Here is a 24664-nt window from a genome sequence, read left to right as displayed (position 1 = left end):
GGAAGGCCGCTGATGACAAAGGCTGAAGCGACACCGGTCCTCGAGCTGACTGGCATCGGCAAGGAGTTCGGCGCAATCCGCGCGCTGCACGGCGTCGACCTGCAGGTCCAGCCCGGCGAGGTCGTCGGCCTGATGGGCGACAACGGCGCGGGCAAGTCCACGCTGGTCAAGATCATCGCCGGCAATTTCCGTCCCAGCCATGGCGAGATCCGCTTTGCCGGCAACGCGGTCCATTTCAACCGGCCCGTCGATGCCCGCGGCGTCGGCATCGAGGTCGTTTACCAGGACCTCGCGCTTGCCGACAATCTGACGGCTGCTGCCAACGTCTTCCTCGGCCGCGAGCTGAAGCGCAGGTTCGGCCCGCTCGCACTGCTCGACCACAAGGCGATGGCGGCGCGTGCGCTGGAGCTGTTCGGCGAATTGCGCTCGGAGACGCGCCCCGACGATCTCGTCAAGCAGATGTCTGGCGGCCAGCGCCAGGCGGTTGCGATCGCGCGGACGCGGCTGTCCAACGCGCGGCTAGTCATGATGGACGAGCCGACCGCCGCGATCTCGGTGCGCCAGGTCGAGCAGGTGCTCGGCCTGATCCACCGGCTGAAGGAGCAGGGCGTCGCCGTCATGCTGATCTCGCACCGTATGCCCGACGTGTTCGCGGTGTGCGATCGCGTGATCGTCATGCGCCGCGGCGAGAAGCGGGCCGACAAGCCGATCCACCAGACGTCGCCCGAGGAAGTCACCGCCCTGATCACTGGCGCGAAGGAGGCGGCGTGATGGCCATGCCATTGGAATCCCCGGTCAGCTTCTCGAACGTCGGCAAGATCAAATGGTGGCAGCGCGGCATCTTCGCTTCCCAGACCGGCTATGTGCTGCTCGCGCTGGCGATGCTGCTGGTGGTCATGCATTTCGCCAGTCCCTATTTCTTCACCGAAGGCAACATGCAGAACGTGGCGAAGAATTTCTCCTTCATCGCCATCGCCACCCTCGGCGTCACCTTCGTGATCATCACCGGCGGCATCGATTTGTCGGTCGGCTCGATGATGTGCTTCTCCGCCATGATCACCTCAATGGTCATGACCGAGCTGTCGGCGCCCGGCTCGCCCGCGGGCTCGCTGTTCGTGCATATGGCCGCTGACGGCAAGACCGTGCTGGCCAACGTGCCGGGTCTGATCCTGCTGATCTCGATCCTCGCGGGGCTCGGCGTCGCGCTGATCGCGGGCCTCGTCAACGGCTTCTGTATCGCCGTGCTCGGCCTGTCGCCCTTCGTCACCACGCTCGGCATGCTCTCGATCGTGCGTGGGCTCGGCTACGTCGTCTCCAACGGCCGCGGCAGTTTTCCGGGCGGGCCGGACGCTGATTACTTCTACGCGCTCACCTCGGGCGATGTGCTCGGCGTGCCCGTGCCCTTCATCTATCTCGTGGTCCTCGCGCTGGCGATGGCCGTGGTCCTGCACCACAGCTCGTTCGGCCGCCACGTGTTCGCGCTCGGGGGCAACGAGAAGGCCGCCGAGCTCACGGGCATACCGGTCGTGCGGGTGAAGATCGAGGTCTATGTGATCTGCGCGCTTGCCGCAGGGCTGCAAGGCATCATCATCTCCGGCTGGCTCGGATCGGCGCCCGCCAACATGGCGACGTCCTACGAGCTCAACGTGATCGCAGCGGCCGTCATCGGCGGTGCCAACCTCGCCGGCGGCATCGGCGGTCCGTTAGGGGCCATCGTCGGCTGCGTGCTGCTGGAAGTGATCCGCAACGGCCTCGTGCTGGCACAGGTCAGCTCGTACTGGCAGCAGACGCTGGTTGGCGTGATCATCATCCTGGCGGTGCTGGTCGATCGCATCCGCTCGCGGATGATCTGAACTGACGTCGTTCCGGGAGGGCACCGAAAATGTCGCCTGTCCGCTCCCCGGACGATCTTAAGAGGATGGGCGCCAGAGAAGGGTGGAGGAAACAATGAGGAAACTTCTTCTTGCCGGCATCGCGGTCGCGATGATGGCGACGCCGGCGTTTGCCGCGAACTACCGTTTCGTGATCGTGCCCAAGGCGATGAACAATCCGTTCTTCGACTTCGCGCGCGACGGCTGCCTGAAGCGTGCCAAGGAGCTTGGCAACATCGAGTGCATCTACAAGGGGCCGGTGGAGCATGAGCCGGCGACGCAGGCCCAGATCATCCAGGACTTCGTCACCCAGAAGGTCGACGGCCTCGCCATCTCGGTCGCCGACGTTGCGGCCATGACCAAGTCGATCGAGGCGGCGACCGCGGCCGGCATCCCCGTCATCACCTTCGATGCCGATGCGCCTGGCTCCAAGCGGATCGCCTATATCGGCACCAACAACAAGGAGTTCGGCGTCGCGCTTGGCAAGGAGCTCTTGAAGCTGCGGCCCGATGGCGGCAAATACGCGATGGTCTCGGGCGGTCCGGGCGCCAAGAATCTCGCCGAGCGCGTCGACGGCGTCCGCGAGGCGCTGAAGGGCTCGAAATGGACCGAGGTCGCGGGCTCGCCGACCTTCTGCAACGACGATCCGGCGCTGGCGGTCCAGCAGATGACGGATATGCGCACCGCAACGCCCGACCTCGCCTCGATCGTTCCCATCGGCGGCTGGCCGATGTTCGCTCCCGAAGGCTTCAAGGCCTTCGCCTCCAGGAACAAGAAGGACATCGACTCCGGCAAGTTCACGCTGGTCGTCGCCGATACGCTGAAGATGCAGCTCGAACTGCTGCGCGACGGTTACGCCAATGCGCTGGTCGGCCAGCGTCCGTTCGAGATGGGCGAGAAGGCGATGGATACGCTGCTCGCCATCAAGAAGGGCGAGAAGGTACCCGAGATCGTCTATACCGGCCTCGATCTCGTGACCAAGGACAACGTTGCGCAGATGTTGAAGTAGGAGCGTCGCCAGCCCCGTGCTCCTGCGATCCTCTCCCGCTTGCGGTTTCCGCAAGCGGGAGAGATGATTTGGACGGTTGGAAGGAAGACTTTTGGAAGGCAATGGGAATGAAACGATCGCGGCTCGGCTCCGTCGACGTCACCTCAATCGGTCTCGGTTCGGCCCCGCTCGGCGGATTGTTCACCGCCGTCAGCGATACCGATGCGTTCGCCACGATCGAGCGCGCCTGGTCGGCCGGCATCCGCTTCTACGATACCGCGCCGCTCTACGGCTTTGGCCTCGCCGAACGGCGGATCGGCGCTTTCCTGCGGCAGCAGCCGCGCGACTCCTACGTCATCTCGACCAAGGTCGGTCGTCTGCTGCGCGCGCCTGATGGCGCGGCCGCCGAGGACGCGCACTACAAGGGTACGTCGCGCGAACGGCCGGTGTTCGACTTCTCCTATGACGGCGTGATGCGTTCGGTGGAGGAGAGCCTGACGCGCCTTGGGCTCGACCGCATCGATGTCCTGCTCGTGCATGATCCCGACGATCACTATGACGACGCCGTGGCCGGCGCCTTCCGCGCGCTCCAGCGCCTGCGCGCCGACGGTACGGTCAAGGCGATAGGTGCCGGCATGAACCAGTCGGAAATGTTGGTCCGTTTTGCTCAGGCCGTTCCGGTCGACTGCTTCCTGCTCGCCGGCCGCTACACGCTGCTCGACCAGGGTGCGCTGGATGCGCTGCTTCCGGTCTGCCGCGAGAAGAACATCGGCATCCTGCTCGGCGGCATCTACAACAGCGGCATTCTGGCCAATCCGCATCCTGGCGCGAAGTTCAACTATCAGGACGCCGACGCGGCGCTGATCGCGCGTGCGCTCGAGCTCGACGAGCTCTGCCGCAAGCACGGGACCGAGCTGAAGGCCGCCGCGCTCCAGTTCTGCATGGCCCATCCGGCGGTCACAATTGCCGTGCTGGGCGCGCGCAACGCCGCGGAAGTTTCCGACAACATCGCGATGTCGGAGAAGGCGGTGCCACAAGCCTTCTGGCAGGAGCTGCGTGCGCGCAAACTCGTCGACGCACGCGCGCCGTTGCCGGGCGGAGCGTGAGGGCATGATCATCGACGGCCATCAGCATTTCTGGGATCCGTCGCGCGCCGACTATCCCTGGATGGACGCGCCGGAATTGGCCTCGATCCGCCGCGCCTTCGGCCCCGCCGATCTCGCGCCGCTGTTGAAAGCAAACGGCATCGACGCGAGCATCGTGGTGCAGTGCCGCTCCACGCTGGAGGAGACCGAGGAATTCTTGCGGATCGCGCATGCGACGCCCTCGGTGATTGGCGTCGTCGGCTGGGCTGATCTGACGGACGGTGCGCTTGGCGACACGCTCGACCGCTTGCGCGCTTCGCCCGGCGGCGACAAGCTGGTCGGCATTCGTCACCAGGTGCATGACGAGGCCGATTCGGACTGGTTGTTGCGCGAGGACGTTCAACGCGGCCTCACTGCAACGTTCGCCCGCGATCTCGCCTACGATTTTCTCGTCCGCACCCGCGAATTGCCTGCCGCGATCGCAACTGCGCAGGCCTTTCCGCAAGCGCGTTTCGTGCTTGACCACGCCGCAAAACCGCCGATCGCCGATGGCGGAAGCGCCGAATGGGCCGATCGCATCGCGGCTCTCGCGGCCTGCGGTAATGTCTGGTGCAAGATTTCTGGCCTCGCGACGGAAGCGGTGTGGAGTGACTGGGATGCCGAGCGGCTGTTTCCGTTCGTCGAACATGCCGCAACATGTTTTGGCGAGGATCGCCTGATCTTCGGCTCGGACTGGCCGGTGTGCCTGCTTGCCGGGAGTTATGGCGAGATCAAGGGGGCGCTGGAAGCGTGCCTGGCGAAGCTGGGTTCTCAAGTGCGCGAGAAGGCGTTCGGGGCGAATGCGAAGGCTGCGTATCGGTTGTCGATTGCGTAAGCCGCGAACTCGTTGCCCCTTCTCCCCTTGTGGGAGAAGGTGGCGCGAAGCGCCGGATGAGGGGTTATTTCAGCAAACTCGAATTTGAGAGATTCACTCGCGGAGAGATATCCCTCACCCAGTGAGCCTCTGTCTACGAGCGGAGTTGCCCTCTCCCGCAAGGGGAGAGGGCACAGCAACGGGCAACGCCCTCACGCGCCCGCGGGCACCTGGTCCAGAAATCCCGTGATGCTCCTGATGCGGCCGTCCTTAAGCACGGCGAAGTCGGTGCCCTTGATCGGGCTGTCGACACCGTCGGGACCGAGGCCCCACGAAAAGCGGACATGCTCGCCGTAGCCGTTGGGCTCGCCGATCAGCGTGAACTTGAAGTCGGGGAAACGCTGCTGCACGCCCGCGATCAGCGCGTCGATGCCGTCCCGGCCGTCGCCCTTCATCAGGGGATCGACATAGCTCGCATCTGCCGTCCAGTTTTCGCTGAGCAGTTCGCGACGGCGGCCTGCGGCGCGCTCGTTCCAGAGCTCGATGTAGCGGCGGGCGATGGTGACGGGGTCGGTCATGGTGTTCTCCTTCGATGGCGCCGTGTTCGGCTGTCTCGACTATCGAAGGTTCGCACGCGCAGATCGATTACCTCGGAGGTCATGCGCACGCAGAAAAGAAGCGCGATGATGCTCTCATCGCGCTTCGGACGTTCGCAACAATTTCAGCGCGAATTTACTTCGCCGCGGTGACCATGATCTCGACGGTGTACTGAGCCGCCGCGAGCTTGGCTTCGACGGTCGCGCGAGCCGGGGTGTTGCCGGGCGAGACCCAGGCGTCCCACACCGCGTTCATCTCGGCAAAGGTCTTCATGTCGGTGATGTAGATCGTGGCCGAGAGCAGCTTCGACTTGTCGGTGCCGGCCTTGGCGAGATGGCTGTCGATGGTCGCCAGGATGTCCTGGGTCTGCTTCGTGACGCTTTCACCGGCGGCCTTGTTGGCGACGACGCCGGCGAGATAGACGGTGTTGCCGTGCACGACGACCTGGCTCATGCGCGGGCCGGTTTCGAAACGCTGAATGCTCATTGAGGGATCTCCTGGTGGGAATGGCGGCTCTGTCTAACCCAGCGCCCCCTGCTCTGCCACCCCGGGCACGCATGCGTTGCCCGGTACGCATGCGTTGCCAGGCACGCATGCGTTGCCCGCTGACGCACGCGTCGTTCACGGAAACTGACTGAAAAACGACCAGATCGTCTCGGCGCCGTCGATGTCGCGGTTCTGCGGCCCGAGCAGGCTGGTTGCAACCTTCGGGAAGCGGGCATCCGGAGCGAAGCCGGGCATGCGGTGGCCGCCATGGTTGATGCGATAGAGCACGACGTCGTGCCCTTTGGGACAGCGTGAGGAGATCCGTGTGACCGTGGACTGGTCCGCGGGCGCCTTCTCGGGCAAATCGGTCACCTCGGCGTCGTCGGTCTCGCAGCCATTGAGCTCGCGCCAGAAGGCCAGCGTCTCTTCGGTGGACCAGAACCCGTCTGCGGCATAATAGCTCGATCCGCGTCCGCCCTCGTAGGGGACCAGCGGGTCGGCCGTGCCGTTGATGAGCAGCATCGGCAGCGGCCGCGATGGATGGCAGGTGACTGCGGCCTCATCCGTGAGGTTCATGATCACGCTCGCGCCCGCCGCAAACAGATCGGCGCGCGCGCAAACCAGCGTCATCGCCATGGCGCCGCCATTGGAGATGCCGGCGACATAGACACGCTTCGGGTCCGCCGTGCCGTTCGTCACCAGCGTCTCGACCAGCTTTGCGATGAAGGCGATGTCGTCGGTGCCCTCGGGCGGGCCACGCAGCGCCGGTCCAGCCTTGGTCCGCGCATCGGCCCAGGCATGGTTGAGGCCATCAGGAAAGACCACGGCAAAACCTTCGCGCTTCGCGACCTGTGGCCACGCCGTTCGCGCGACCATGTCGGCGCCGCGCTGGGTCTTGCCGTGCAGCACGACCACGAGCGGCACCAGCCGCTTCGCCGGCAGTTGCGCGGTGTAGGATCGCTTCACGCCGTTGACGTCGATCGTATCGGCGGATGCGGCCGAGGCTGCGGCCGATGCCGCAAGAAGCGCCCCGATCTGCATCCACCTCCGCATGATCTAGCCCACGGCCTTCGCCGCGGCGCGGCCGGCATTGCGGCCCGAGAACAGGCAGCCACCGAGGAAGGTGCCTTCCAGCGAGCGATAGCCGTGCACGCCGCCGCCGCCGAAGCCTGCGGCTTCGCCGACCGCATAGAGGCCGGGAATGACGCTGCCCTCGCTGCCGAACACGCGCGAGTCGAGATCGGTCTCGAAACCGCCCAACGTCTTGCGGGTGAGGATGTTGAGCTTGACCGCGATCAGCGGTCCGTGCACGGGATCGAGGATGCGGTGCGGAGAGGCGGTGCGGATCAGCTTGTCGCCGATATAGCGCCGCGCATTGTGGATGTTCATCACCTGCGCATCCTTGACGTAGGGATTGGCGATCTCGCGGTCGCGCGCCTCGATCTGCATCCTGACGTGCTCGAGCTTGAGGAGGTCGCTGCCGGCGAGCTTGTTCATGGCCGCGACGAGATCCTCGATCTTGTCGCGTACGATGAAGTCGACACCATGGCTTTTGAATGCCTCCACCGGCGCTGGCGCGCCCTTGTTGGTGGCGCGGCGCAGGGTCATCCGCCAGCTCTTGCCGGTCAGATCAGGATTCTGCTCCGAGCCCGACAGCGCAAATTCCTTCTTGATGATGCTCTGGGTCAGGATGAACCAGGAATAGTCATAGCCGGTGGACATGATGTACTGGAGCTGGCCGAGCGTGTCGGAGCCGGGAAACAACGGCGCCGGCAGCCGCGTGCCTGTTGCGTTGAACCACATCGAGGACGGGCCGGGCAGGATACGGATGCCGTGGCGCGGCCAGATCGGATTCCAGTTCTGGATGCCTTCGACGTAATGCCACATGCGATCGCGGTTGATCAGCCGCGCGCCCGATTTCTCGGTGATGCCGATCATGCGGCCGTCGACATGCTCCGGCACGCCGGAGATCATGAACTTCGGCGGCTCGCCAAGCCGCTTCGGCCAGTTCTGCCGCACCAGCTCGTGATTGCCGCCGATGCCGCCGGACGCCACGATCACGGCCCGCGCCTTCAGCGCGAACTCGCCGACCACGTTGCGCGACGAGCTCTTGCCACGCTCGACATTGTCAGGGGCGAGCACGGCGCCGCTGATGCCGTCCACCGTGCCGTTGGTGATGGAGAGCGCATCGACGCGATGGCGGAACCTGAAAGTCAGCCGGCCGCTCTTCATGGCCTCGCGCGCGCGGCGCTCGAACGGCTCGACGATGCCGGGGCCGGTTCCCCAGGTGACGTGGAAGCGCGGCACCGAATTGCCGTGGCCCATCGCGTCATAGCCGCCGCGCTCGGCCCAGCCGACCACCGGGAAGATGCGATGCCCCATCGCGCGCAGCCAGTCGCGTTTCTCGCCTGCGGCAAACGCCACATAGGCCTCGGCCCATTGGCGCGGCCAGAAATCCTCGTCGCGGTCGAAGCCGGCGGTGCCGAGCCAGTCCTGCATTGCGAGATCGAAGGAGTCCTTGATGCCGAGCCGGCGCTGCTCGGGAGAGTTGACCAGGAACAGGCCGCCGAACGACCAGAACGCCTGGCCGCCGAGCGACTGCTCGCCTTCCTGGTCGACCACGATCACCCGCTTGCCGGCGTCGGCGATCTCGGTTGCGGCCACCAGTCCCGATAGTCCCGCGCCGACGACGATGACGTCTGTCTCTTCCGCCATAGGTTCCCCCCCTGTAGTTGTCCGGATTGAAGCCAGCCGTTGCAACTGAGATCAAGGGCTTGGCGCGTAAGACATCGTTAACTTGTTCCGGTTTGGGACCGAGTCGGGCCTGGTGCAGCGCGGGCGCAACACTGGATTTGAATTTGTTTTGAGCCAGCCGGCGTGCCTAGACAAAACCACGGTTACGACAGACGCTAGCAACGCATCACCACCTGACACGCAGATTCGAATTCGACTGGGGCGGGGGACAATGAAGTTTCTGACGGGGTTGTTCGCGGCGGTTCTCCTGATCGCGGGCATGGGGGCTTCTCACGCAGTGGTTCGGATTGCGGATGACCGCGGTGGCCGGATCGGAACCTACGTCGACAGATACCAGGATCTGCGCCAGTCAGGCGACACCGTCATCATCGACGGCCTCTGTGCCTCGGCCTGCACCATCGTCCTCGGCGCCATCCCGCGCGACCGCATCTGTGTGACCTCGCACGCGACGCTCGGCTTCCACGCCGCCTGGGATTTCGGCACCAACGGCCGCGCCGTCACCAATCCCGAAGCGACCCAGATGCTCTATGCGATGTATCCCTCGCAGGTGAAGCGCTGGATCAACCAGCGCGGCGGCCTCACCCCGCACATGCTCTTCCTGAGGGGCAAGCAGCTCCAGGCCATGTACAAGCCCTGCTACCTCGACGCGCAGGCCTCGACCAACCGACCCCTGCGCCGGGCTCTCCCGCAAGCGGAAGAGCTAGAGTCCGCTCGGGGCCAGCTGCTTCGCTGACGTCATCGGCGCGATCTGACTCCGTGAAGTATTCCTTGGAACACCCGCGGCGCTTGCCCGGGCCCGGGCCAACGCCTATTTGAATGGCAAGGGAACCGGGGCCTTCGCCCCGATCGTTGTTATGGCTCAACCACTGCACCCGGCCCAACCGCTACAGGACAATTCGCCCACTGCCGGCCGGCTGCCGTTCGTGCTGCTGTTGGCTGGCGCGGGGATCGGCGGTCTGGTCGTGCTCGGCGCGCTGACGCTCTGGTTCCACTACGGCAGCCAGGTGTTCTTCGAAATGATCAGGACCGGCTTTGCCGCCTGCTTCTGACCTGCGACAGGAAGTTTTCCGCTCATGAGCTCCACTGCCCGTCCGCTGGTGATCGCGACCGCCTTCGCTGCAAGCCTCGTCGTCGGACTGCTGATCGTGTTCTGGGCGATGGGCGGGGTCAGCAAGGTGGCGCAGCCGGCCGCGATCGGCGGCCCGTTCCAGCTCACCGACCAGCACGGCAAGGCCGTCACCGACAAGAACCTGAAGGGCAAGCCGACCCTGATCTTCTTCGGCTACACCCATTGCCCCGACGTCTGCCCGACCTCGTTGTTCGAGATTTCGGAGGTGCTGCGCGCGATGGGCAAGGATGCCGACAAGGTCAATGCCGTCTTCATCTCGGTCGATCCCGAGCGCGATACGCCGGCGACGATAAAGGACTATCTGTCGAGCTTCGACCCGCACCTCGAAGGGCTCAGCGGCGACCCCGCCGAGACCGCCAAGGTGATCACCTCCTACCGGGTCTATGCCAAGAAGGTCCCGACCAAGGACGGCGACTACACCATGGACCACACCGCGCTGATCTACCTGATGGACCGCGACGGGCGGTTCGTATCGCCGTTCAACATGAAGCGGACGCCGGAAGAGGCCGCGGCCGATTTGAAGCGGTATCTCTGAGGGCCCTTTCGGGCGCAGTCCTCTCCACATCGTCATGGCCGGGCTTGTCCCGGCCATCCACGTTCTTGGGCGGGCGAGAAAGTCCGTGGATGCCCGGGACGGGCCCGGGCATGACGGCTGAGAGACCTTTACCCATCCCGCAATCGGCGCTCGCGTTCCCGGCGGGATGGTCTATAACGCCTTCCGATCCCAACGAAATTCGTTCATTTCCCGCCGATGGCCCCGTCACGACAGGCAAAATCGTCCAAAACCGTGCGCCGCGTCCTGACCGGGCTGGTCGCCTGCGCATGTCTGCTCGCAGGCCTGCCCTCCGCAAAGGCCCAGGCCCCGGCCAAGCAGCCTCCGGCGGCATCCCAGGCCACGCCACAGGTCGCGCCTCAGGCGGCCCCGCAGGCCGTGCCCGGCTTCTGGGACCCGCGGCGGCGGCCGGAGCGGCCCGACCTGTCGCGCCTGACCGTGATCCGCTTCCTGACCGAGACCGACTATCCGCCGTTCAACTACACCGGCGCTGACGGCAATCCGGCCGGCTTCAACGTCGATCTCGCCCGCGCGCTGTGCGAGGAGATCAAGGTCACCTGCACGGTGCAGATGCGCCGCTTCGAGACCCTGGTCGACGCGCTCTCCTCCAACCGGGGCGATGCCATCATTGCCTCGATGGCGGTGAGTCCGCAGCTCCGCGTCCGCGTCGATTTCACCGACCCCTATTATCGCGTGCCGGCGCGCTTCGCCTCGCGCAAGGATGCGGTGATGCCGGAGATCCGGCCTGAATATCTCGAGGGCAAGAAAGTCGGCGTCATCGCCGGCTCCGCGCACGAAGCGTATCTCAAGGCGATGTTCACCGACGCCGAGCTGCATCCCTATCCCAACGACGACGCGATGCGCGCCGCCTTGCGCAAGGGCGAGGTCGACTTCATCTTCGGCGACGCCATCTCGCTCGCGTTCTGGATCAACGGCACGGATTCCGGCGATTGCTGCGCCTTCTCCGGCGGTCCCTTCGTCGAGAGCCGCTTCTTCGGCGAGGGCATCGGCATCGCCGTCCGCAAGGGCAACGACGTGCTGCGCCAGGCCCTGAACTGGGCCCTGTTCCGCGTCTGGGAGAAAGGCCGCTACACCGATCTGTGGCTGCGGTATTTTTCGGTGAGCCCGTTTTAGTGCCGTAGGGTGGGCAAAGGCGCGCTAGCGCCGTGCCCACCGTCTTTGGCAGTGGTGGGCACGCTTCGCTTTGCCCACCCTACGATTCCACGATAAAGGCGCTGCTACTTTTGCATTCTGCCCGGAAATCGCTATTTTCCGCGGCCCGGAGGCCCCTGAATGTCTGTCATCGATCTTGCCGCGAACCCGAGCGACCTGCGTGCGCTCGCCGAACAATCCAACGCCTGGCCGTTCGAGCAGGCGAAGGCCATTGTCGCGCGGCTGAAGAAAAGCCCGAAGGACGAGGTGCTGTTCGAGACCGGTTACGGCCCGTCCGGCCTGCCGCATATCGGAACGTTCGGTGAGGTCGCGCGCACCTCGATGGTGCGCCATGCTTTCCGCGTGCTGACCGAGGACAAGATCAAGACGCGCCTGCTCGCCTTCTCCGACGACATGGACGGGTTTCGGAAAGTGCCCGACAACGTCCCCAACAAGGAGATGCTGGCCGCGCATCTCGGCAAGCCGCTGACGCGGGTGCCCGATCCGTTCTCCAACGAGTATCCGTCGTTCGGACACCATAACAACGCGCGTCTGCGCGCCTTTCTCGATCATTTCGGCTTCGACTACGAGTTCGCGAGCTCGACCGACTACTACACGTCCGGCCGCTTCGACGCGACGTTGCTGAAGATGCTCGCGGCCTACGACAAGGTGATGGCAATCATCCTGCCGACGCTCGGGCCCGATCGCCGCGCGACCTATTCGCCGTTCCTGCCGATCAGCAAGACCACCGGTGTCGTGCTCCAGGTCCCGATGATCCGCCGCGACGTCGCGGCCGGCACCGTGACCTATGTCGATCCCGATACCAACCAGGAAGTCGAGACGCCGGTGACGGGCGGCAACGTCAAGTGCCAGTGGAAGGCCGACTGGGCGATGCGCTGGGTCGCGCTCGGCGTCGACTACGAGATGGCAGGCAAGGACCTGATCGACTCCGTGAAGCTGTCAGGCGCGATCGCCAAGGCGCTCGGCGCCACGCCGCCCGAAGGCTTCAACTACGAGCTTTTCCTCGACGACAAGGGCCAGAAGATCTCGAAGTCGAAGGGCAACGGCCTTACCATTGACGAATGGCTGCGCTACGCGTCGCCGGAATCGCTGTCGCTGTTCATGTATCGCGAGCCGAAGGCGGCCAAGCGGCTGTATTTCGATGTCATCCCGCGCAATGTCGACGACTACCAGCAGTTCATCGACGGCTTTGCGAAGCAGGATGGCAAGCAGCAGCTCGGCAATCCGGTCTGGCACATCCACAACGGCCATCCGCCGAAGGGCGACGTGCCCGTCACGTTCCAGCTCCTCTTGACGCTGGTGTCGTCGTCGAATGCGGAGAATGCCGAGACGCTGTGGGGCTTCATCGGCCGCTATCGTCCCGGCGTCAGCCCGCAGACGCATCCGAAGCTCGATGCGATGGTCGGCTATGCCATCAACTACTATCGTGACTTCGTGGCGCCGACGAAGCAGTTCCGCGAGCCGACCGAGGTTGAGCGCGCGGCGTTGCAGGATCTGCGCGATGCGCTGTCGCAGCTTCCGCAGGAATCCTCGGCCGAGGACATCCAGAACGTCGTCTACGAGATCGGCCGCCGCGAGCCGTTCCTCGACCAGGTCAAGAAGGGCAAGGACGGCCGTCCGGGCGTGACGCTCGACTGGTTCAACATGCTCTACCAGGTGCTGCTCGGCCAGGAGAAGGGCCCGCGCTTCGGCTCCTTCGTCGCGGTCTACGGCGTGCAGAACGCGGTGAACATGATCGACGGCGCGCTGGCGCGAAGCGCGTAGTAGATGCCGTAGCCCGGATGTCACTACGCTCGTCCGGGCTACAGATTTGAAGCGCGCCTCAGATCGAGCGTAGCACGAAGCGCCGGTTGTCCTTCTGCACCGGGCGCGCGTTCATCGGATAGAGCCTTGCGAACGCGGCGACGTCGGTGGCTGACACCTGGATCGGGTCGGTCAGCAGCAGCCATTCGACGACCTCCGAACAGGGCGGGGTCGTCAGCGAGCCGGAGTAGCGGAAGTAGCTCAGCCTGTGCGGCAGCATGGCGTGGGGATCGATGGCCGCGTCGGCTTTCACCGCGGGGCCTTCCGCCGCGGGCATGGTCTTGACGATCTTGCCGAAGGCCGTGTTCGGCTTGCCTTCCGCCATCAGCACGCCGACCACGGCGAGCCCGCCGGCATCGTTGCGATGCACGAAGTGCGCTTCCATCGGAAAGTTCTTGCCGCCGATCATGTGCTCGCTCGGCCGGTGGAAGTGCACCTGGAGCAGCTTGTATTTGACGTCGCCGAGCGTGAGCGTGCTGCCTTCGGCGAAGTTGAGCTGGATCGTGTGCCCGTTGTTGACGATGGTGTCGGCGCTCTTGCCCCAGTTCAGCTTCAGAACAGGCAATTGCGACTTGATCGTCCCCTCGATGTCGATCGGCGATTGTTGCAGGCCGACCGCGCAGGCCTTGTTCGCCGCGTCGAGATCGCCCCATTTGGCCGGGCCGCCGGCGCCCTCGTAGCTCCAATGCGTGCCTTCGGCGGCAAAGGCCGGCTTGCACAGCGGACAAAGCGCGAGACCCGCCAGGGCCTTCAATGCGTGACGGCGATTCATCATATCCCCCTGTGATGAATTTGATCGGAAAAATCGGCCGCAACCTATGCGAGAGGGACGGTGAGTCGCAAGGTCGCCGAGGCGAGAAGCGGCGCGGCCGGCGTCATGGTCCGGTCACGACGCAATCACTGGCTCGCCCACACGATTCGCGCGATCCAGCCGACGTCGCTCGGCGCCATCGTATGCTCCGCCTGCGATGCATCGAGCGGCTGCAATTCCAGTGCCTTTGCCGTGCGGCGCTTCAGCGTCGCGACCGTCACCTCGCCCGCCTTGGTCTTCACCACCACGCGATCGCCTCTGCGGATCGGTGCGCGGGGCGAGATCAGGATGACGTCGCCGTCGCGATAGGCCGGGGCAAGCGCATCGCCGGAAATCTCCAGCGCAAAAGCGCGACTGTCCTCGGCGGTGGGAAGCGCGAGTTCGGTCCAGCCCTTGCCCGATGGAAAGCCGGACTCGTCGAAAGCGCCGCTCGCGCCGGCTAGCGCGAGGCCGAGCAGCGGCACCGAGTGGCCGTCGCTGGCGTCGTCACCGGTCAATCCGGCAAAGGTGTCCATCGAGGAGCCGGCCGCCGCCAGCGCTTTCGCGATCGATTCGGTGGATGGCCAGCGCTCACGCCCGTCGGGGGTGACGCGCTTGGACTTGTTGAAGGTGGTGGGATCGAGCCCGGCCCGCTTGGCGAGGCCGGACGGCGACAGGCCGGCACGCTCCGCCAGCCGATCCAGCGCTCCCCAGATCTGGTCGTGAGTCAGTATCCTCTGCGCTTTGGCCTGTCTGACCATGGAAGGTCCAGCCCGTCGCAACTCAGGAAAACTGTCCTCAAATCAACCGGTTTTCCGTTTTTCGCGCAAGGGGTGGTGGGGGAAGCATTTTCAAGCGAAGCGGATACCGGTTCGCGTCAAGAAAACGCGTCAAAACAAGAATTTAAAGCCCCGTTCCGATTTCATCGGAACGGAAATGGCTCTAAGCCTTGAGTTCGGAGGGGGCGGCCATTACGGTCGCGCCCGGGTTTTGAGGACCCGCACGAGACGAAAAAACCCAAAAGACTCAAAGAGCAAACAGGGCTGCGTGAGCGGTGGTCAAGATCTACAAAATCTGTCCGGCCTCGGCCTGGCGCGAGGCGGAACGGCAGGGTGTCTACCGGGGCAGCGCGGACGATTCGCGCGACGGTTTCATCCATTTCTCGACCGCGCCCCAGGTTCCCGAGACCTTGCGCAAGCACTATTTCGGGCAGCGCGCGCTGTTCCTGGTCGAGGTCGACGGCGACGCGCTCGGCAGCGCATTGCGCTGGGAGCGCTCGCGCAATGAGGAGCTGTTTCCGCACCTCTATGGCGAGCTCGATCTCGGCGCGGTGCTGTCGGTGATGAACCTCAACATGCGCTCCGATGGCGGCCACGACGTTCCGGAGCTTATGCCGTGATCCGCGCCTTCGACGCCTTTTCGCTGCCGGTGCTGCGCTGGCTCGATCCGGAGGATGCGCATCGCCTCGCGATCCAGGGCCTGCGCTTCCTGCCGCCGGTCAAGCCGCGGCCTGACGATCCCAAGCTGGCAGTGCGTGCCTTCGGGCTCAACTTCCCCAATCCGATCGGCATGGCCGCGGGCTTCGACAAGAGCGCCGAGGTGCCGGATGCGCTGCTGCGGCTCGGCTTCGGCTTCGTCGAGATCGGTTCGGTGACGCCGAAGCCGCAAAGCGGCAATCCGCGGCCGCGGCTGTTTCGCCTGGAGCGCGACGAGGCCGTGATCAACCGCATGGGCTTCAACAATGACGGCGCTGAAGTCGCGCTGCGTAGGCTCGCGGCGCGTGCGCAGCACGGCGGCATCGTCGGGGTCAATGTCGGCGCCAACAAGGATTCGCCGGATCGCGTTGGCGATTACGTCAAGCTGATCGAGACCTTTGCGCCGGTCGCAAGCTATTTCACCGTCAACGTCTCCTCGCCGAACACGCCGGGCCTGCGCAATTTGCAGGAAGGCGCGCTGCTGGACGATCTCCTCGCCAGGGTGATCGACGCGCGCGAGCGGGTGCGCCAGAAGGCCGGCGACACGCCGGTGCTGCTCAAGATCGCACCTGATTTGAGCCTCGCCCAGCTCGACGACGTCGTGCAGGTGGCGCGCTCGCGCCGGGTCGACGGCATGATCGTGGCGAACACGACGATCGCGCGGCCGAGCACGCTGCGCGAGGAAATGCGCGCCAAGGAGCAGGGTGGTCTGTCCGGCCGGCCGCTGTTCCGCCTGTCGACGCGCATGGTCGCGGAGACCTATGTGCGCGTCGAGGGCGCCTTCCCCTTGATCGGCGTCGGCGGCGTGGATTCGGGCGGAGCCGCGCTGACGAAGATCCGCGCCGGCGCGAGCCTGATCCAGCTCTATTCGTCGCTGGTCTACAAGGGCCTTGGCCTCGTCGACGAGATCAAGCGCGACCTCACCTCGACGCTGCTGCGGACAGGGCGGGATTCGCTGTCGGAGATCGTCGGTGCCGATGCGGCGACGCTGACGGCGGAAGACTGGCCGGGGATGTAGCCACCGTCCAGTAGCCCGGATGGAGCGCAGCGCAATCCGGGAATCTTTCCGCGAGCACGAAGATCCCGGATTTTGCTGCGCTCCATCCGGGCTACGAATCTACGATTTCGGAAACGTCGCCCGATACAACGCCGGATAGCGCGCGCCCTGCAAGCCGCCGCGGGCGACGTAGAAGGCGATCAGCGCGCTCCACAGCCCGGCATTGCCGAACGATTGCAGCGCCCACCAGGCGCCGATAAAGATCGTGAACGATAACAGCATTAGATTGCGCATCTCGCGCGCCCAGGTCGCGCCGACATAGATGCCGTCGAAGCCGAAGGCGAACACGCCGGGGATCGGCGCAAGCACGATGAACGGCAGGAATTCGCGCGCGGCGTGGCGGACGTCCTCGCTCGCTGTCATGACATTGATCAGGTTCGGCCCGAACAGCGCGAAAAGCACCGCGACGACCAGCGCGAAGCCGAGGCCCCACAGCAGCACCAGCCGGGTCGAGTCCGCAAAGCCCCTGGAATCGCGCGCGCCAAACGTGCGGCCGCAGAGCTGCTGGGCTGCGTTCGCAAGACCGTCGAGGAAGAAGGCGCTGACCAGCAGGAAATTGTTCAGCACGGAATTCGCCGCCAGCGTGACGTCACCGGCGCGTGCGCCCTTGGCGGTGAAGAACAGGAACACGGCGATCAGCGCCGCGGTGCGGATCATGATGTCGGAGTTCACCGCTAGCAGCCGCATCAGTTTTGCCCGGTCCAACAGCGTCGCAAGGGGCACCGCAAAGCCGCCATCCGCATAGCGCCGGCAGACGATCACGCCGAGCACGAAGCCAATCGTCTCCGAGAGCAGTGCGGCGATCGCCGCGCCCGCAATGCCGGTGTCGTAGACCAGCACCAGCAAGATCGTAGCCGCCATGTTGATGAGGTTGATGACGACCTGCAGCAGCAGCGCCGGATTGGCGCGCGCCTGTCCCACCAGCCAACCGAGAATGACGTAGTTGGCGAAGGCGAACGGCGACGACCAGATCCGGATCATGAAATAGGTCTTTGCCGCGCGCGTGACGCCTTCGCTGCCGCCCATCAGGTCGAACAGCCCGGCGGCCAGCGGCAGTTGCAGCACGATCAGCGCGGCGCCGATCAGGCCCGCGACGATGAAGCCGCGCACCAGGATCACGGTCTGCTCGCGCGTCTCGCCCGCGCCCATCGCCTGCGCCGTGAAGGCGAGTGTGCTCATGCGCAGGAAGCCGAACAGCCAGAAAAGGCAGTCGAAGATGACGGAGGCCATCGCGACACCGCCAAGCAGCGCGGCATCGTCGAGCCGCCCGATCGCGGTGGTCGAGACTACGCCGATCAGCGGCGTGGTGAGGTTCGCGACCATCGCGGGACCGGCGATGGTGAAGACCTGGCGAGAGCCGATCCTGGGATGAACGGGCGCGTGCATGTCAGAACACGACCACCATGCCGTCTTCGGCGGCGAGATGCGGTACGTCGTCCAGGCGCGACAGCACGTCGTCGCTCATATGGGTGAGGACAAGCCGCTTGGCGCCGATGGCGGGGAGGTGCTGTTCCAAGGTCTTCAGGCTGAGATGGTTCTTGACCACCTTCTCGTACATATAGGCTTCCGCAATGAAAAGGTCCGCGCCATGCGCCAGCGGAATGAGCGCCTCCGTCCATTCGGTATCGGCGCTGTAGGCGAGCGTGCGATCTTCAACCTCGACGCGGTAGGCCAGATGCGGCCCGCCGGATTCGCCGTGCACCACCGGGTAGGGCGTCACATTCACCCCGCCAAAGGTTTGGCTTCGCCCGGGTGCGAGTTCGATGAGGTTCAGCTCGAAGCGCTGCTTGGTCTTCGAGGAGTGCTCGAACAGCGCCTCCATCACTTGGCCGAGCCGCATCTCGAGGCCTTGCGGGCCCGCAATCGTCAGCGGCCGGGTCCGCCGCGAGAATTGCGCATCGAGCAGGACAAACGGCAGCCCGGCAAAATGGTCGCCGTGGAAATGCGTGATGAGAATGAGGTCGATCTCGTTGCGGTCGATCTCGAGCCGCTTCAGCGCCGGCAGAGCCGACGCGCCGCAATCGATCAGGAAGTTGGCCGCGCGCCCCGAGATGTGGAAGCAGGTGTTGAGCCTGCCGCCCGAGCCGAAGGCGTCGCCGCAGCCGACAAAGCGCAATTGCATCGGCTGCGGGCTCCCAAATCCTTACCTGTTGCGCGGCGCGCCGAATACGCGCGACAGCAGCCAGATCGGAATCACGATGACGGCGCCGAGCAGGAAGTAGCGCCACAGCCAGTTCACCGCGTCGAAGCCGAGATCCCAGAGGCGCTGGAACAGCAAGCGGATGCTGTAGATGATATTCCAGGGATCGAAGCCGATCGCGGCGAGCACGACGCCGACCAGGATCGAGAGCAGGACCAGGCGAAACGCGACCGCCAGCGGCGAGCCGCCGAGAAAGCGGTTCAGCCCATCGCTGCGGCCGGCCGGCAAATCTCTGACGTCTTGGACCATCTCAAACTCCTCGCGGGGATTCGACCCCATTATAGGTCACGGCGGGGCACATGGGGAACCCGCATTCCCTCGTCAATGGCTGTCGGCGGAAGCCGCAACCTTAATTGTTGGTAGGGATTCGTCAGCCTTCAGCATCTTTTCCAGCGTTTCCAGCCGGTCAGCCTCGCGCGGCGGCTTGTCCCAGCGCAGCCGGCTGATGCGGGGAAAGCGCATGGCGACGCCGGATTTGTGCCGCGGGGAACGCTGCAGCCCCTCGAACGCCACCTCCAGCACCAGCCCCTTGTCGCGCTCGTGCACGACGTGGCGCACGGGGCCGAATTTCTCGGTGGTGTTGCGGCGGACGAAACGGTCGATCTGCAAGAGCTCCTCGTCGGTGAAGCCGAAATAGGCTTTTCCGACCGGCACCAGCTCGTCGCCGGCTTCGCCCTCGGTCCAGACGCCGAACGTGTAGTCGGAGTAATAGGACGAGCGCTTGCCGTGGCCGCGCTGCGCATACATCAGCACGGCATCGATGATGTGCGGATCGCGCTTCCACTTCCACCACTGGCCTTTTGGCCGCCCCGGCAGGTAAGGCGCATCGCGCCGCTTCAGCATGACGCCTTCGACGGCATCGGCATCTTCGCCCGCGCCGGCACTCGCGGGATCGGCGCGCGCCGCGGTCAGCGCCTGCCAGCTTGCGAAGGGCACGGTGGGCGACAGGTCGATGCGGGGATCGTCGAGCTTGCCGATGAACGTCTCCAGCCGTTCGCGCCGCTCCGTGAAGGGCAGCTCGCGCAGATCGTTCTCGTCGTCGCCGAGCAGATCATAGGCGCGCAAATGGATCGGAAACTCCTTGATCAGCTTCGGCGAAACGACCTTGCGGTTGAGGCGCTGTTGCAGAACATTGAAACTCTGCACGCGGCCTTCGCGCAGAATCAGAAGCTCGCCGTCGATTGCGCCTGCGAGCCGCAGCGACGGCACGAGGTCCGGAAAGCTCCCCGTGATGTCCTCACCGGTGCGCGAATAGAGCCGCGCCGTGATCTGCCCGCGCTCATCGCGGCCCGCCACCGCCTGCACGCGGATGCCGTCCCACTTCCATTCGGCGATGTAGTCGGCGGGATCGAGTGTGGCGAAATCCGTGTCCTCGATCGCGTGCGCGAGCATCACCGGCCGGAACGGCGCGGGATCGCGATTGACCGGCCTTTCGCCGCGGCCTTCGAGCCAGGCGAACAGGTCGAGATAGGGAGGGCTGAGGCCCGGCCAGATCAGCTCGACCTCATGCGGGTCCTTGTCGCCGAACGCAGCGGCCGCGGTCTTCGCCAGCCGCGCGGAGATGCCGATGCGCAGCGCACCGGTGACGAGCTTCAAGAGCGCCCAGCGGCCGGTCTCGTCGAGCTCGTCGAGCCAGCGTTCGAGCTGCTTTGGCAGCTCGGTCTTGCCGAGCGTGCGCAGCGTGGTGACGACGTCCGTGAGGGTTGGGGGTGGTGGGTTGTTGTGGTTGCCTGGATGTGTGGACTCAGGAGCATCCCGCCCGCGGTACCCCTCTCCCTGCCCCTCCCCCGCAAGGGGGGAGGGAACGGAGAGAGTGGTGCCTCCATCACTCGCTGAATCACTGTCAATCGTGATGCTCACCGGCCGCCGCGCGCCCCGCTGCGCTCCCTCCCCCCTTGCGGGGGAGGGCGGGGGAGAGGGGTAGCCCGGAAAAGATTCTTCGTTGTTTGCGCTGCGCCGCGGCCACATCAGCGCCACCGTCTCCGAGAGATCGCCAACGTAATCGTAGGACAACCCGAACAGCACCTCATCCGTGCGCGCCGCGATCAGATCGCGGATCAGCGCGGGCTTGGCATGCTTGAAGCTCAGCGCGCCGGTCAGCGCGGCCAGCGCGTAGCCGCGGTCGGGATCGCCGACCTCGCGGAAATAGCCGGTGATCAGCCGCAGCTTGTTGTTGCGGCCGGGCTCGTAGGCGAGGCGGTCCAGCAGTTCGGCGAAGCGGTTCATGCTTCGGCCTCATCTTGAAGCGGCGTCTCGCTCTCCTCCTCGTCGCCATAGCCGACGAGATCGAGCGGCTGCGCGCGAAGACCTTGCGACTTGCACCAATGCACCAGCGCATCTTCCTGGCCGTGCGTCACCCAGATTTCGCCGGCGCCGGTCGCGGCGATGGTCTTGGTGAGGCCATCCCAATCGGCATGGTCGGAGATCACCAGCGGCAGCTCGATGCCGCGCTGCCGTGCGCGGGCACGCACCCGCATCCACCCCGAGGCAAAGGCGGTGACGGGGTCGGGAAAGCGCCGCGTCCAGAGGTCCGAGGTGGCCGACGGCGGCGCCAGCGTGATGGTGCCGGCGAGCGCCGCCTTCTTGACGCCCAGCACCGGCTTGAGCTCGCCGAGATTGATCCCTCGGCTCTGATAGTACTCGGTGATCTTCTCCATCGCGCCATGCAGGTAGATCGGTGCGTCATAGCCGGCCTGTCGCAACAGCGCGATCACGCGCTGCGCCTTGCCGAGCGAATAGGCGCCGACGAGATGTGCGCGTTCGGGAAACAATGCAACGGAGGCCAGCAGCTTCCTCACCTCGCCGGCGGCATCGCCATGGCGAAACACCGGCAGGCCGAAGGTGGCTTCAGTGATGAAGACGTCGCAGGGCACGAGTTCGAACGGCGTGCAGGTCGGGTCGGGCGCATCCTTGTAGTCGCCGGAGGCGACGATGCAGGTGTCCTTGCAGGTCACAGCGATCTGCGCCGAGCCCAGCACATGACCGGCCGGGTGAAACGTCACGCGGACGTCGCCGAGCCGGATCTCCTCGCCATAGCGGATCGCTTGGGTCGAGCCGGCAAAATTCTCGCCATAGCGCAGCTGCATCATGTCCAGCGTTTCCTGCGTCGCCAGCACCGCGCCATGGCCGGCGCGGGCATGGTCGGAATGGCCGTGGGTGATCACGGCCCGCTCCACGGGGCGGACAGGGTCGATGTGGAAGTTGCCGGGCTTGCAGCACAGGCCGTCAGCAGTTGGCAGCAGGATGTCTTGCGGACGCATGTGCGTCATATAGGGAGCGGCCACCCCAAATGAACCCGTCTTCGCGGGCTTGCCGTCTCCGCTAGGCTTCGCCGGCCCGGCGGTGTAAAAGCCCGCCGAAGCCAATTGGCGGAGGCGGGACCCGCGCCTCCATCCTTTTAAACAGTTCCCTTTTTGATGGATTGCCGGGTCGAGCCCGACGATGACGAGCCGAGTTCCTATGCCCCTGCGCCTGTTCCACTCCTCCGGCGATCTCATGGCCGACCGCCGTTTCGAATTCGCGCGCGACCTCCAGCTCAAGGGCGATCTGCCCGCCGCCGCCGACCTCATCGAGCAGGCGATCGAGCTCGCGCCTGACTTCACTTCGGCGTGGTTCACGCTCGGCGAGATACGCCAGCAGCTCGGCGAGCGCGACAAGGCGATCGCGGCGTTCCGGAAAGCATGCGACTGCGACCCCGAGGACCAGCACGGCGCCGGCCTGCATCTGATGCGGCTCGGCGACGCGCAGATGGCGGAGATGCCCAAGGCCTATGTGCAGGCCCTCTTCGATCAATATGCGCCGCGCTTCGAGCACACGCTGATCAACGATCTCGACTATCGCGCACCGTCGCTGATCTTCAAGGCGGTGGTGGCCGCGCGCGTCGTCGCCAAGAAGCCGGCCTTGTTCAAGCGCGCCATCGATCTCGGTTGCGGCACCGGGCTCGCCGCCGCCGCCTTCGCCAAGCAGGTCGATCATTTCATCGGCATCGATCTGTCGACCGGCATGATCAAGGAGGCGCGCGCCACCGAGCTCTATGCCGAGCTCGAGGTCGCCGACATGATCGAAGGCCTGCGCACCAAGGGCGATACGAGCGCGAACCTCGTCGTCGCCGCAGATGCGTTCGTCTATCTCTCCGATCTCGCGCCGGTGCTCACGGAAGCGCAGCGCGTGCTCGTATCCGGCGGCGTGCTCGCTTTCACGCTGGAGACGCATGACGGCAGCGGCATCGTGCTCGGCGAAGGCCTGCGCTATGCCCATTCGGCGGAATATGTGCGTGACGCGATGGCGAAGGCCGGGCTCAAGCTGCTGACATTGGAGCCGGCATCGCCACGCATCGAGAACAACGAGCCGGTGCGCGGCCTCGTCGTCGTCGCCGAGAAAACTTGAGTTTAGGCGCTAAAAACCCCGCGATTTAAGCGTCATTGCGTCGCAAAGCGGCGTCTTCCTACTTGCGAGCCGTGCTGCGTTGCCAGCACAATGCGCGCACTAGGGAGAAACAAATAATGACCAAGAATCCATCGCGGCGCGATTTCAGCGCCGGCGCGCTCGCCACCGTCGCTGCATCCACCTTGCCTGCGCCGTATGTCTGGGCCGCGGAGAAGAAATACGATGCGGGCGCCAGCGACACCGAGATCAAGATCGGACAGACCGTGCCGCATTCCGGTCCCGGCTCGCTCTATGGGGTGTTGGGGCGCATCGGCGAGGCCTATTTCCAGATGCTGAACGAGAAGGGCGGCATCAACGGACGCAAGGTCAAGTTCCTTACCATGGACGACGCCTACAGCGCGCCGAAATGCGTCGAGGCGACGCGGCGCCTGGTCGAGCAGGAAGAGGTGCTGGCGCTCTATGGCTCGCTCGGCACCGCGCCGCAGACCTCCGTGCACAAATATCTCAATTCCAAGGGCGTGCCGCAACTGCTGCTCAACACCGGCGCGTCCAAGTGGAACAATCCAAAAGAGTTCAAATGGACGATGGCGGGCCTGCCGCTCTATCCGACCGAAGCGCGCATCCTGGCGCGGCACGTCCTCAGCGTGAAGCCGAATGCCAAGGTCGGCATCCTCTACCAGAACGACGATTTCGGCCGCGACTTCCTCGGTCCGTTCAAGAAGGTGCTGGCGGATGCCGGGGGCACCGCGCAGGTGATCATGGAGCAGACCTACGATCTGACCGATCCGACCGTCGATTCCCAGCTCATCAATCTCTCGAAATCGGGCGCCGACGTCTTCTACAACATTTCCACCGGCAAGGCGTCGTCGCAGTCGATCCGCAAAGTGGCCGAGCTCGGCTGGAAGCCGCTGCAATTGTTGTCAGCCGGTTCGACCGGTCGTTCGATCCTCAACGCAGCAGGCCTCGAGAACGCCACCGGCATCGTCGCCATCCGCTACAACAAGGAGGTCGGCCTGCCCAAATGGGAGAAGGACCCCGACGTGATGGCGTTCGAGGAGCTGCGCAAGAAGTACACGCCGGCGATCGATCAAGACAACACCATCGCGTTTGCCGGCTACGGCCAGGCCGTCACCATGGGCGAGATCCTGCGCCGCTGCGGCGACGATCTCACCCGCGCCAACGTGCTGAAGCAGGCGTCCACGCTCGCAGGCTTCCACTCGCCCTATTTCCTCGACGGCGTCACCTACAGCTACACGCCCGAGGACTACACGCCGATGAAGACGCTCTTCATCTCCACCTTCAGCGGCAAGGACTGGGACATCTCAGACAAGCCGATGTCGGAGTAGGTCGCGCCTTCTTCCTTCTCCCCTTGTGGGCCTGTTGCGTAATTCGTCAATTGTGATTCCCTAGGGCAAAGCCTTGGAGGGTAGCGATGGCGGTCAAGCGGACGGGACAGCCGAGCTT

At 65.0% G+C, this 24664-nt stretch carries 25 protein-coding genes; 14 read left to right on the top strand and 11 right to left on the bottom strand.

What is annotated here, in order from left to right; genetic code table 11:
• Window positions 1-12 precede the first annotated feature (12 nt).
• The 5 genes from ABIA90_RS43455 to ABIA90_RS43435 all read left to right on the top strand — a co-directional run bounded on the left by ABIA90_RS43455 (window position 13) and on the right by ABIA90_RS43435 (window position 4818).
• The gene (locus ABIA90_RS43455; protein ID WP_014491326.1) at window positions 13-771 is read left to right on the top strand and encodes an ATP-binding cassette domain-containing protein; all 759 of its coding nucleotides are present in this window, start codon (window positions 13-15) and stop codon (window positions 769-771) included.
• The gene (locus tag ABIA90_RS43450) at window positions 771-1853 is read left to right on the top strand and encodes an ABC transporter permease (RefSeq protein ID WP_071909150.1); all 1083 of its coding nucleotides are present in this window, start codon (window positions 771-773) and stop codon (window positions 1851-1853) included. The genes ABIA90_RS43455 and ABIA90_RS43450 overlap by 1 nt, the downstream gene beginning before the upstream one ends.
• A gap of 94 nt (window positions 1854-1947) precedes the next feature.
• Window positions 1948-2880: a sugar-binding protein gene (locus ABIA90_RS43445; protein ID WP_063985925.1), complete on the top strand. Its 933-nt coding sequence runs from the start codon at window positions 1948-1950 to the stop codon at window positions 2878-2880.
• A gap of 107 nt (window positions 2881-2987) precedes the next feature.
• On the top strand, window positions 2988-3965 hold the full coding sequence (locus ABIA90_RS43440) for an aldo/keto reductase (RefSeq protein WP_354118893.1): 978 nt from the start codon (window positions 2988-2990) through the stop codon (window positions 3963-3965).
• 4 nt (window positions 3966-3969) lie between these two features.
• Entirely contained in the window at window positions 3970-4818 is an 849-nt protein-coding gene (locus ABIA90_RS43435) for an amidohydrolase family protein (RefSeq protein WP_354118892.1), read from the top strand.
• A 191-nt stretch (window positions 4819-5009) separates the two neighbouring features.
• Here the strand turns inward: ABIA90_RS43435 and ABIA90_RS43430 are convergent, their stop codons facing one another.
• The 4 genes from ABIA90_RS43430 to ABIA90_RS43415 all read right to left on the bottom strand — a co-directional run bounded on the left by ABIA90_RS43430 (window position 5010) and on the right by ABIA90_RS43415 (window position 8595).
• Window positions 5010-5375 (bottom strand): nuclear transport factor 2 family protein, encoded by a 366-nt coding sequence (locus tag ABIA90_RS43430; RefSeq protein ID WP_028147997.1) that lies wholly within the window; start codon window positions 5373-5375, stop codon window positions 5010-5012.
• 154 nt (window positions 5376-5529) lie between these two features.
• Window positions 5530-5880, bottom strand: coding sequence for a RidA family protein (locus tag ABIA90_RS43425; RefSeq protein ID WP_014491332.1), 351 nt, complete (start codon window positions 5878-5880; stop codon window positions 5530-5532).
• 135 nt (window positions 5881-6015) lie between these two features.
• On the bottom strand, window positions 6016-6933 hold the full coding sequence (locus ABIA90_RS43420) for a CE1 family esterase (RefSeq protein WP_354118891.1): 918 nt from the start codon (window positions 6931-6933) through the stop codon (window positions 6016-6018).
• Between the two features lie 3 nt (window positions 6934-6936).
• Window positions 6937-8595 carry an FAD-binding dehydrogenase gene (locus ABIA90_RS43415; RefSeq protein WP_354118890.1) on the bottom strand — a complete coding sequence of 553 codons (1659 nt, stop codon included), beginning with the start codon at window positions 8593-8595 and terminating at the stop codon, window positions 6937-6939.
• 250 nt (window positions 8596-8845) lie between these two features.
• Between ABIA90_RS43415 and ABIA90_RS43410 the strand changes: the two genes are divergently transcribed.
• The 5 genes from ABIA90_RS43410 (at window position 8846) to ABIA90_RS43390 (ending at window position 13253) form a co-directional block, all read left to right on the top strand.
• A complete protein-coding gene (locus ABIA90_RS43410; RefSeq protein ID WP_354118889.1) occupies window positions 8846-9367 on the top strand; it encodes a Clp protease/crotonase-like domain-containing protein in 522 nt (173 codons plus the stop codon).
• Between the two features lie 121 nt (window positions 9368-9488).
• Window positions 9489-9683, top strand: coding sequence for a hypothetical protein (locus ABIA90_RS43405; RefSeq protein WP_354118888.1), 195 nt, complete (start codon window positions 9489-9491; stop codon window positions 9681-9683).
• 24 nt (window positions 9684-9707) lie between these two features.
• Window positions 9708-10298: an SCO family protein gene (locus ABIA90_RS43400; RefSeq protein ID WP_247312669.1), complete on the top strand. Its 591-nt coding sequence runs from the start codon at window positions 9708-9710 to the stop codon at window positions 10296-10298.
• A 216-nt stretch (window positions 10299-10514) separates the two neighbouring features.
• The gene (locus ABIA90_RS43395; RefSeq protein ID WP_247312666.1) at window positions 10515-11450 is read left to right on the top strand and encodes an ABC transporter substrate-binding protein; all 936 of its coding nucleotides are present in this window, start codon (window positions 10515-10517) and stop codon (window positions 11448-11450) included.
• A gap of 159 nt (window positions 11451-11609) precedes the next feature.
• Complete coding sequence (locus ABIA90_RS43390) at window positions 11610-13253, top strand: lysine--tRNA ligase (RefSeq protein ID WP_354118887.1); 1644 nt, start codon at window positions 11610-11612, stop codon at window positions 13251-13253.
• 58 nt (window positions 13254-13311) lie between these two features.
• On the opposite strand, the gene ABIA90_RS43385 is transcribed toward ABIA90_RS43390, so the two are convergent.
• Both ABIA90_RS43385 and ABIA90_RS43380 read right to left on the bottom strand, forming a co-directional pair.
• On the bottom strand, window positions 13312-14064 hold the full coding sequence (locus ABIA90_RS43385; RefSeq protein ID WP_354118886.1) for a carbonic anhydrase: 753 nt from the start codon (window positions 14062-14064) through the stop codon (window positions 13312-13314).
• A 125-nt stretch (window positions 14065-14189) separates the two neighbouring features.
• Window positions 14190-14843, bottom strand: coding sequence for a S24 family peptidase (locus ABIA90_RS43380; protein ID WP_354118885.1), 654 nt, complete (start codon window positions 14841-14843; stop codon window positions 14190-14192).
• A 293-nt stretch (window positions 14844-15136) separates the two neighbouring features.
• Here ABIA90_RS43380 and ABIA90_RS43375 point away from each other — a divergent pair, with 293 nt between their 5' ends.
• Both ABIA90_RS43375 and ABIA90_RS43370 read left to right on the top strand, forming a co-directional pair.
• A complete protein-coding gene (locus ABIA90_RS43375; RefSeq protein ID WP_354118884.1) occupies window positions 15137-15481 on the top strand; it encodes a DUF952 domain-containing protein in 345 nt (114 codons plus the stop codon).
• The gene (locus ABIA90_RS43370; RefSeq protein ID WP_063979852.1) at window positions 15478-16575 is read left to right on the top strand and encodes a quinone-dependent dihydroorotate dehydrogenase; all 1098 of its coding nucleotides are present in this window, start codon (window positions 15478-15480) and stop codon (window positions 16573-16575) included. Before ABIA90_RS43375 ends, ABIA90_RS43370 begins: the two co-directional genes overlap by 4 nt.
• A 99-nt stretch (window positions 16576-16674) precedes the next feature.
• Here the strand turns inward: ABIA90_RS43370 and ABIA90_RS43365 are convergent, their stop codons facing one another.
• From ABIA90_RS43365 to ABIA90_RS43345, 5 genes are all read right to left on the bottom strand, one after another.
• Window positions 16675-18000 (bottom strand): MATE family efflux transporter, encoded by a 1326-nt coding sequence (locus ABIA90_RS43365; protein ID WP_354118883.1) that lies wholly within the window; start codon window positions 17998-18000, stop codon window positions 16675-16677.
• A 1-nt stretch (window position 18001) separates the two neighbouring features.
• Window positions 18002-18736, bottom strand: a complete 735-nt coding sequence (locus ABIA90_RS43360; RefSeq protein WP_354118882.1) for an MBL fold metallo-hydrolase — start codon at window positions 18734-18736, stop codon at window positions 18002-18004.
• Window positions 18737-18757: 21 nt separating this feature from the next.
• Entirely contained in the window at window positions 18758-19063 is a 306-nt protein-coding gene (locus ABIA90_RS43355; RefSeq protein ID WP_014491345.1) for a DUF6460 domain-containing protein, read from the bottom strand.
• Between the two features lie 72 nt (window positions 19064-19135).
• A complete protein-coding gene (locus tag ABIA90_RS43350; protein WP_354118881.1) occupies window positions 19136-21040 on the bottom strand; it encodes a cisplatin damage response ATP-dependent DNA ligase in 1905 nt (634 codons plus the stop codon).
• On the bottom strand, window positions 21037-22074 hold the full coding sequence (locus ABIA90_RS43345) for a ligase-associated DNA damage response exonuclease (protein ID WP_354118880.1): 1038 nt from the start codon (window positions 22072-22074) through the stop codon (window positions 21037-21039). The genes ABIA90_RS43350 and ABIA90_RS43345 overlap by 4 nt, the downstream gene beginning before the upstream one ends.
• 199 nt (window positions 22075-22273) lie before the next feature.
• Between ABIA90_RS43345 and ABIA90_RS43340 the strand changes: the two genes are divergently transcribed.
• Both ABIA90_RS43340 and ABIA90_RS43335 read left to right on the top strand, forming a co-directional pair.
• Entirely contained in the window at window positions 22274-23200 is a 927-nt protein-coding gene (locus ABIA90_RS43340) for a class I SAM-dependent DNA methyltransferase (protein ID WP_354119226.1), read from the top strand.
• Between the two features lie 116 nt (window positions 23201-23316).
• Window positions 23317-24546 carry an ABC transporter substrate-binding protein gene (locus ABIA90_RS43335; RefSeq protein WP_071909163.1) on the top strand — a complete coding sequence of 410 codons (1230 nt, stop codon included), beginning with the start codon at window positions 23317-23319 and terminating at the stop codon, window positions 24544-24546.
• Window positions 24547-24664 lie beyond the last annotated feature (118 nt).

It is taken from the genome of Bradyrhizobium sp. LA6.8, assembly GCF_040547935.1.
In the GTDB taxonomy this organism is placed as follows: domain Bacteria; phylum Pseudomonadota; class Alphaproteobacteria; order Rhizobiales; family Xanthobacteraceae; genus Bradyrhizobium; species Bradyrhizobium barranii.
Note: the sequence above shows the minus strand (reverse complement) of the source record. Positions and strands in the feature narration are given on the sequence as shown.

Bases quoted from the DNA above. Each gene is read 5' to 3' on its own strand.
- ABIA90_RS43395 (WP_247312666.1), top strand. From the start codon at position 10,515: ATGGCCCCGTCACGACAGGCAAAATCGTCCAAAACCGTGCGCCGCGTC.
- ABIA90_RS43380 (WP_354118885.1), bottom strand. From the start codon at position 14,843: ATGGTCAGACAGGCCAAAGCGCAGAGGATACTGACTCACGACCAGATC.
- ABIA90_RS43335 (WP_071909163.1), top strand. From the start codon at position 23,317: ATGACCAAGAATCCATCGCGGCGCGATTTCAGCGCCGGCGCGCTCGCC.
- ABIA90_RS43450 (WP_071909150.1), top strand. From the start codon at position 771: ATGGCCATGCCATTGGAATCCCCGGTCAGCTTCTCGAACGTCGGCAAG.
- ABIA90_RS43385 (WP_354118886.1), bottom strand. From the start codon at position 14,064: ATGAATCGCCGTCACGCATTGAAGGCCCTGGCGGGTCTCGCGCTTTGT.
- ABIA90_RS43390 (WP_354118887.1), top strand. From the start codon at position 11,610: ATGTCTGTCATCGATCTTGCCGCGAACCCGAGCGACCTGCGTGCGCTC.
- ABIA90_RS43445 (WP_063985925.1), top strand. From the start codon at position 1,948: ATGAGGAAACTTCTTCTTGCCGGCATCGCGGTCGCGATGATGGCGACG.
- ABIA90_RS43350 (WP_354118881.1), bottom strand. From the start codon at position 21,040: ATGAACCGCTTCGCCGAACTGCTGGACCGCCTCGCCTACGAGCCCGGC.
- ABIA90_RS43405 (WP_354118888.1), top strand. From the start codon at position 9,489: ATGGCTCAACCACTGCACCCGGCCCAACCGCTACAGGACAATTCGCCC.
- ABIA90_RS43340 (WP_354119226.1), top strand. From the start codon at position 22,274: ATGCCCCTGCGCCTGTTCCACTCCTCCGGCGATCTCATGGCCGACCGC.
- ABIA90_RS43440 (WP_354118893.1), top strand. From the start codon at position 2,988: ATGAAACGATCGCGGCTCGGCTCCGTCGACGTCACCTCAATCGGTCTC.
- ABIA90_RS43430 (WP_028147997.1), bottom strand. From the start codon at position 5,375: ATGACCGACCCCGTCACCATCGCCCGCCGCTACATCGAGCTCTGGAAC.
- ABIA90_RS43355 (WP_014491345.1), bottom strand. From the start codon at position 19,063: ATGGTCCAAGACGTCAGAGATTTGCCGGCCGGCCGCAGCGATGGGCTG.
- ABIA90_RS43365 (WP_354118883.1), bottom strand. From the start codon at position 18,000: ATGCACGCGCCCGTTCATCCCAGGATCGGCTCTCGCCAGGTCTTCACC.
- ABIA90_RS43455 (WP_014491326.1), top strand. From the start codon at position 13: ATGACAAAGGCTGAAGCGACACCGGTCCTCGAGCTGACTGGCATCGGC.
- ABIA90_RS43400 (WP_247312669.1), top strand. From the start codon at position 9,708: ATGAGCTCCACTGCCCGTCCGCTGGTGATCGCGACCGCCTTCGCTGCA.
- ABIA90_RS43345 (WP_354118880.1), bottom strand. From the start codon at position 22,074: ATGCGTCCGCAAGACATCCTGCTGCCAACTGCTGACGGCCTGTGCTGC.
- ABIA90_RS43415 (WP_354118890.1), bottom strand. From the start codon at position 8,595: ATGGCGGAAGAGACAGACGTCATCGTCGTCGGCGCGGGACTATCGGGA.
- ABIA90_RS43435 (WP_354118892.1), top strand. From the start codon at position 3,970: ATGATCATCGACGGCCATCAGCATTTCTGGGATCCGTCGCGCGCCGAC.
- ABIA90_RS43410 (WP_354118889.1), top strand. From the start codon at position 8,846: ATGAAGTTTCTGACGGGGTTGTTCGCGGCGGTTCTCCTGATCGCGGGC.
- ABIA90_RS43420 (WP_354118891.1), bottom strand. From the start codon at position 6,933: ATGCGGAGGTGGATGCAGATCGGGGCGCTTCTTGCGGCATCGGCCGCA.
- ABIA90_RS43360 (WP_354118882.1), bottom strand. From the start codon at position 18,736: ATGCAATTGCGCTTTGTCGGCTGCGGCGACGCCTTCGGCTCGGGCGGC.
- ABIA90_RS43425 (WP_014491332.1), bottom strand. From the start codon at position 5,880: ATGAGCATTCAGCGTTTCGAAACCGGCCCGCGCATGAGCCAGGTCGTC.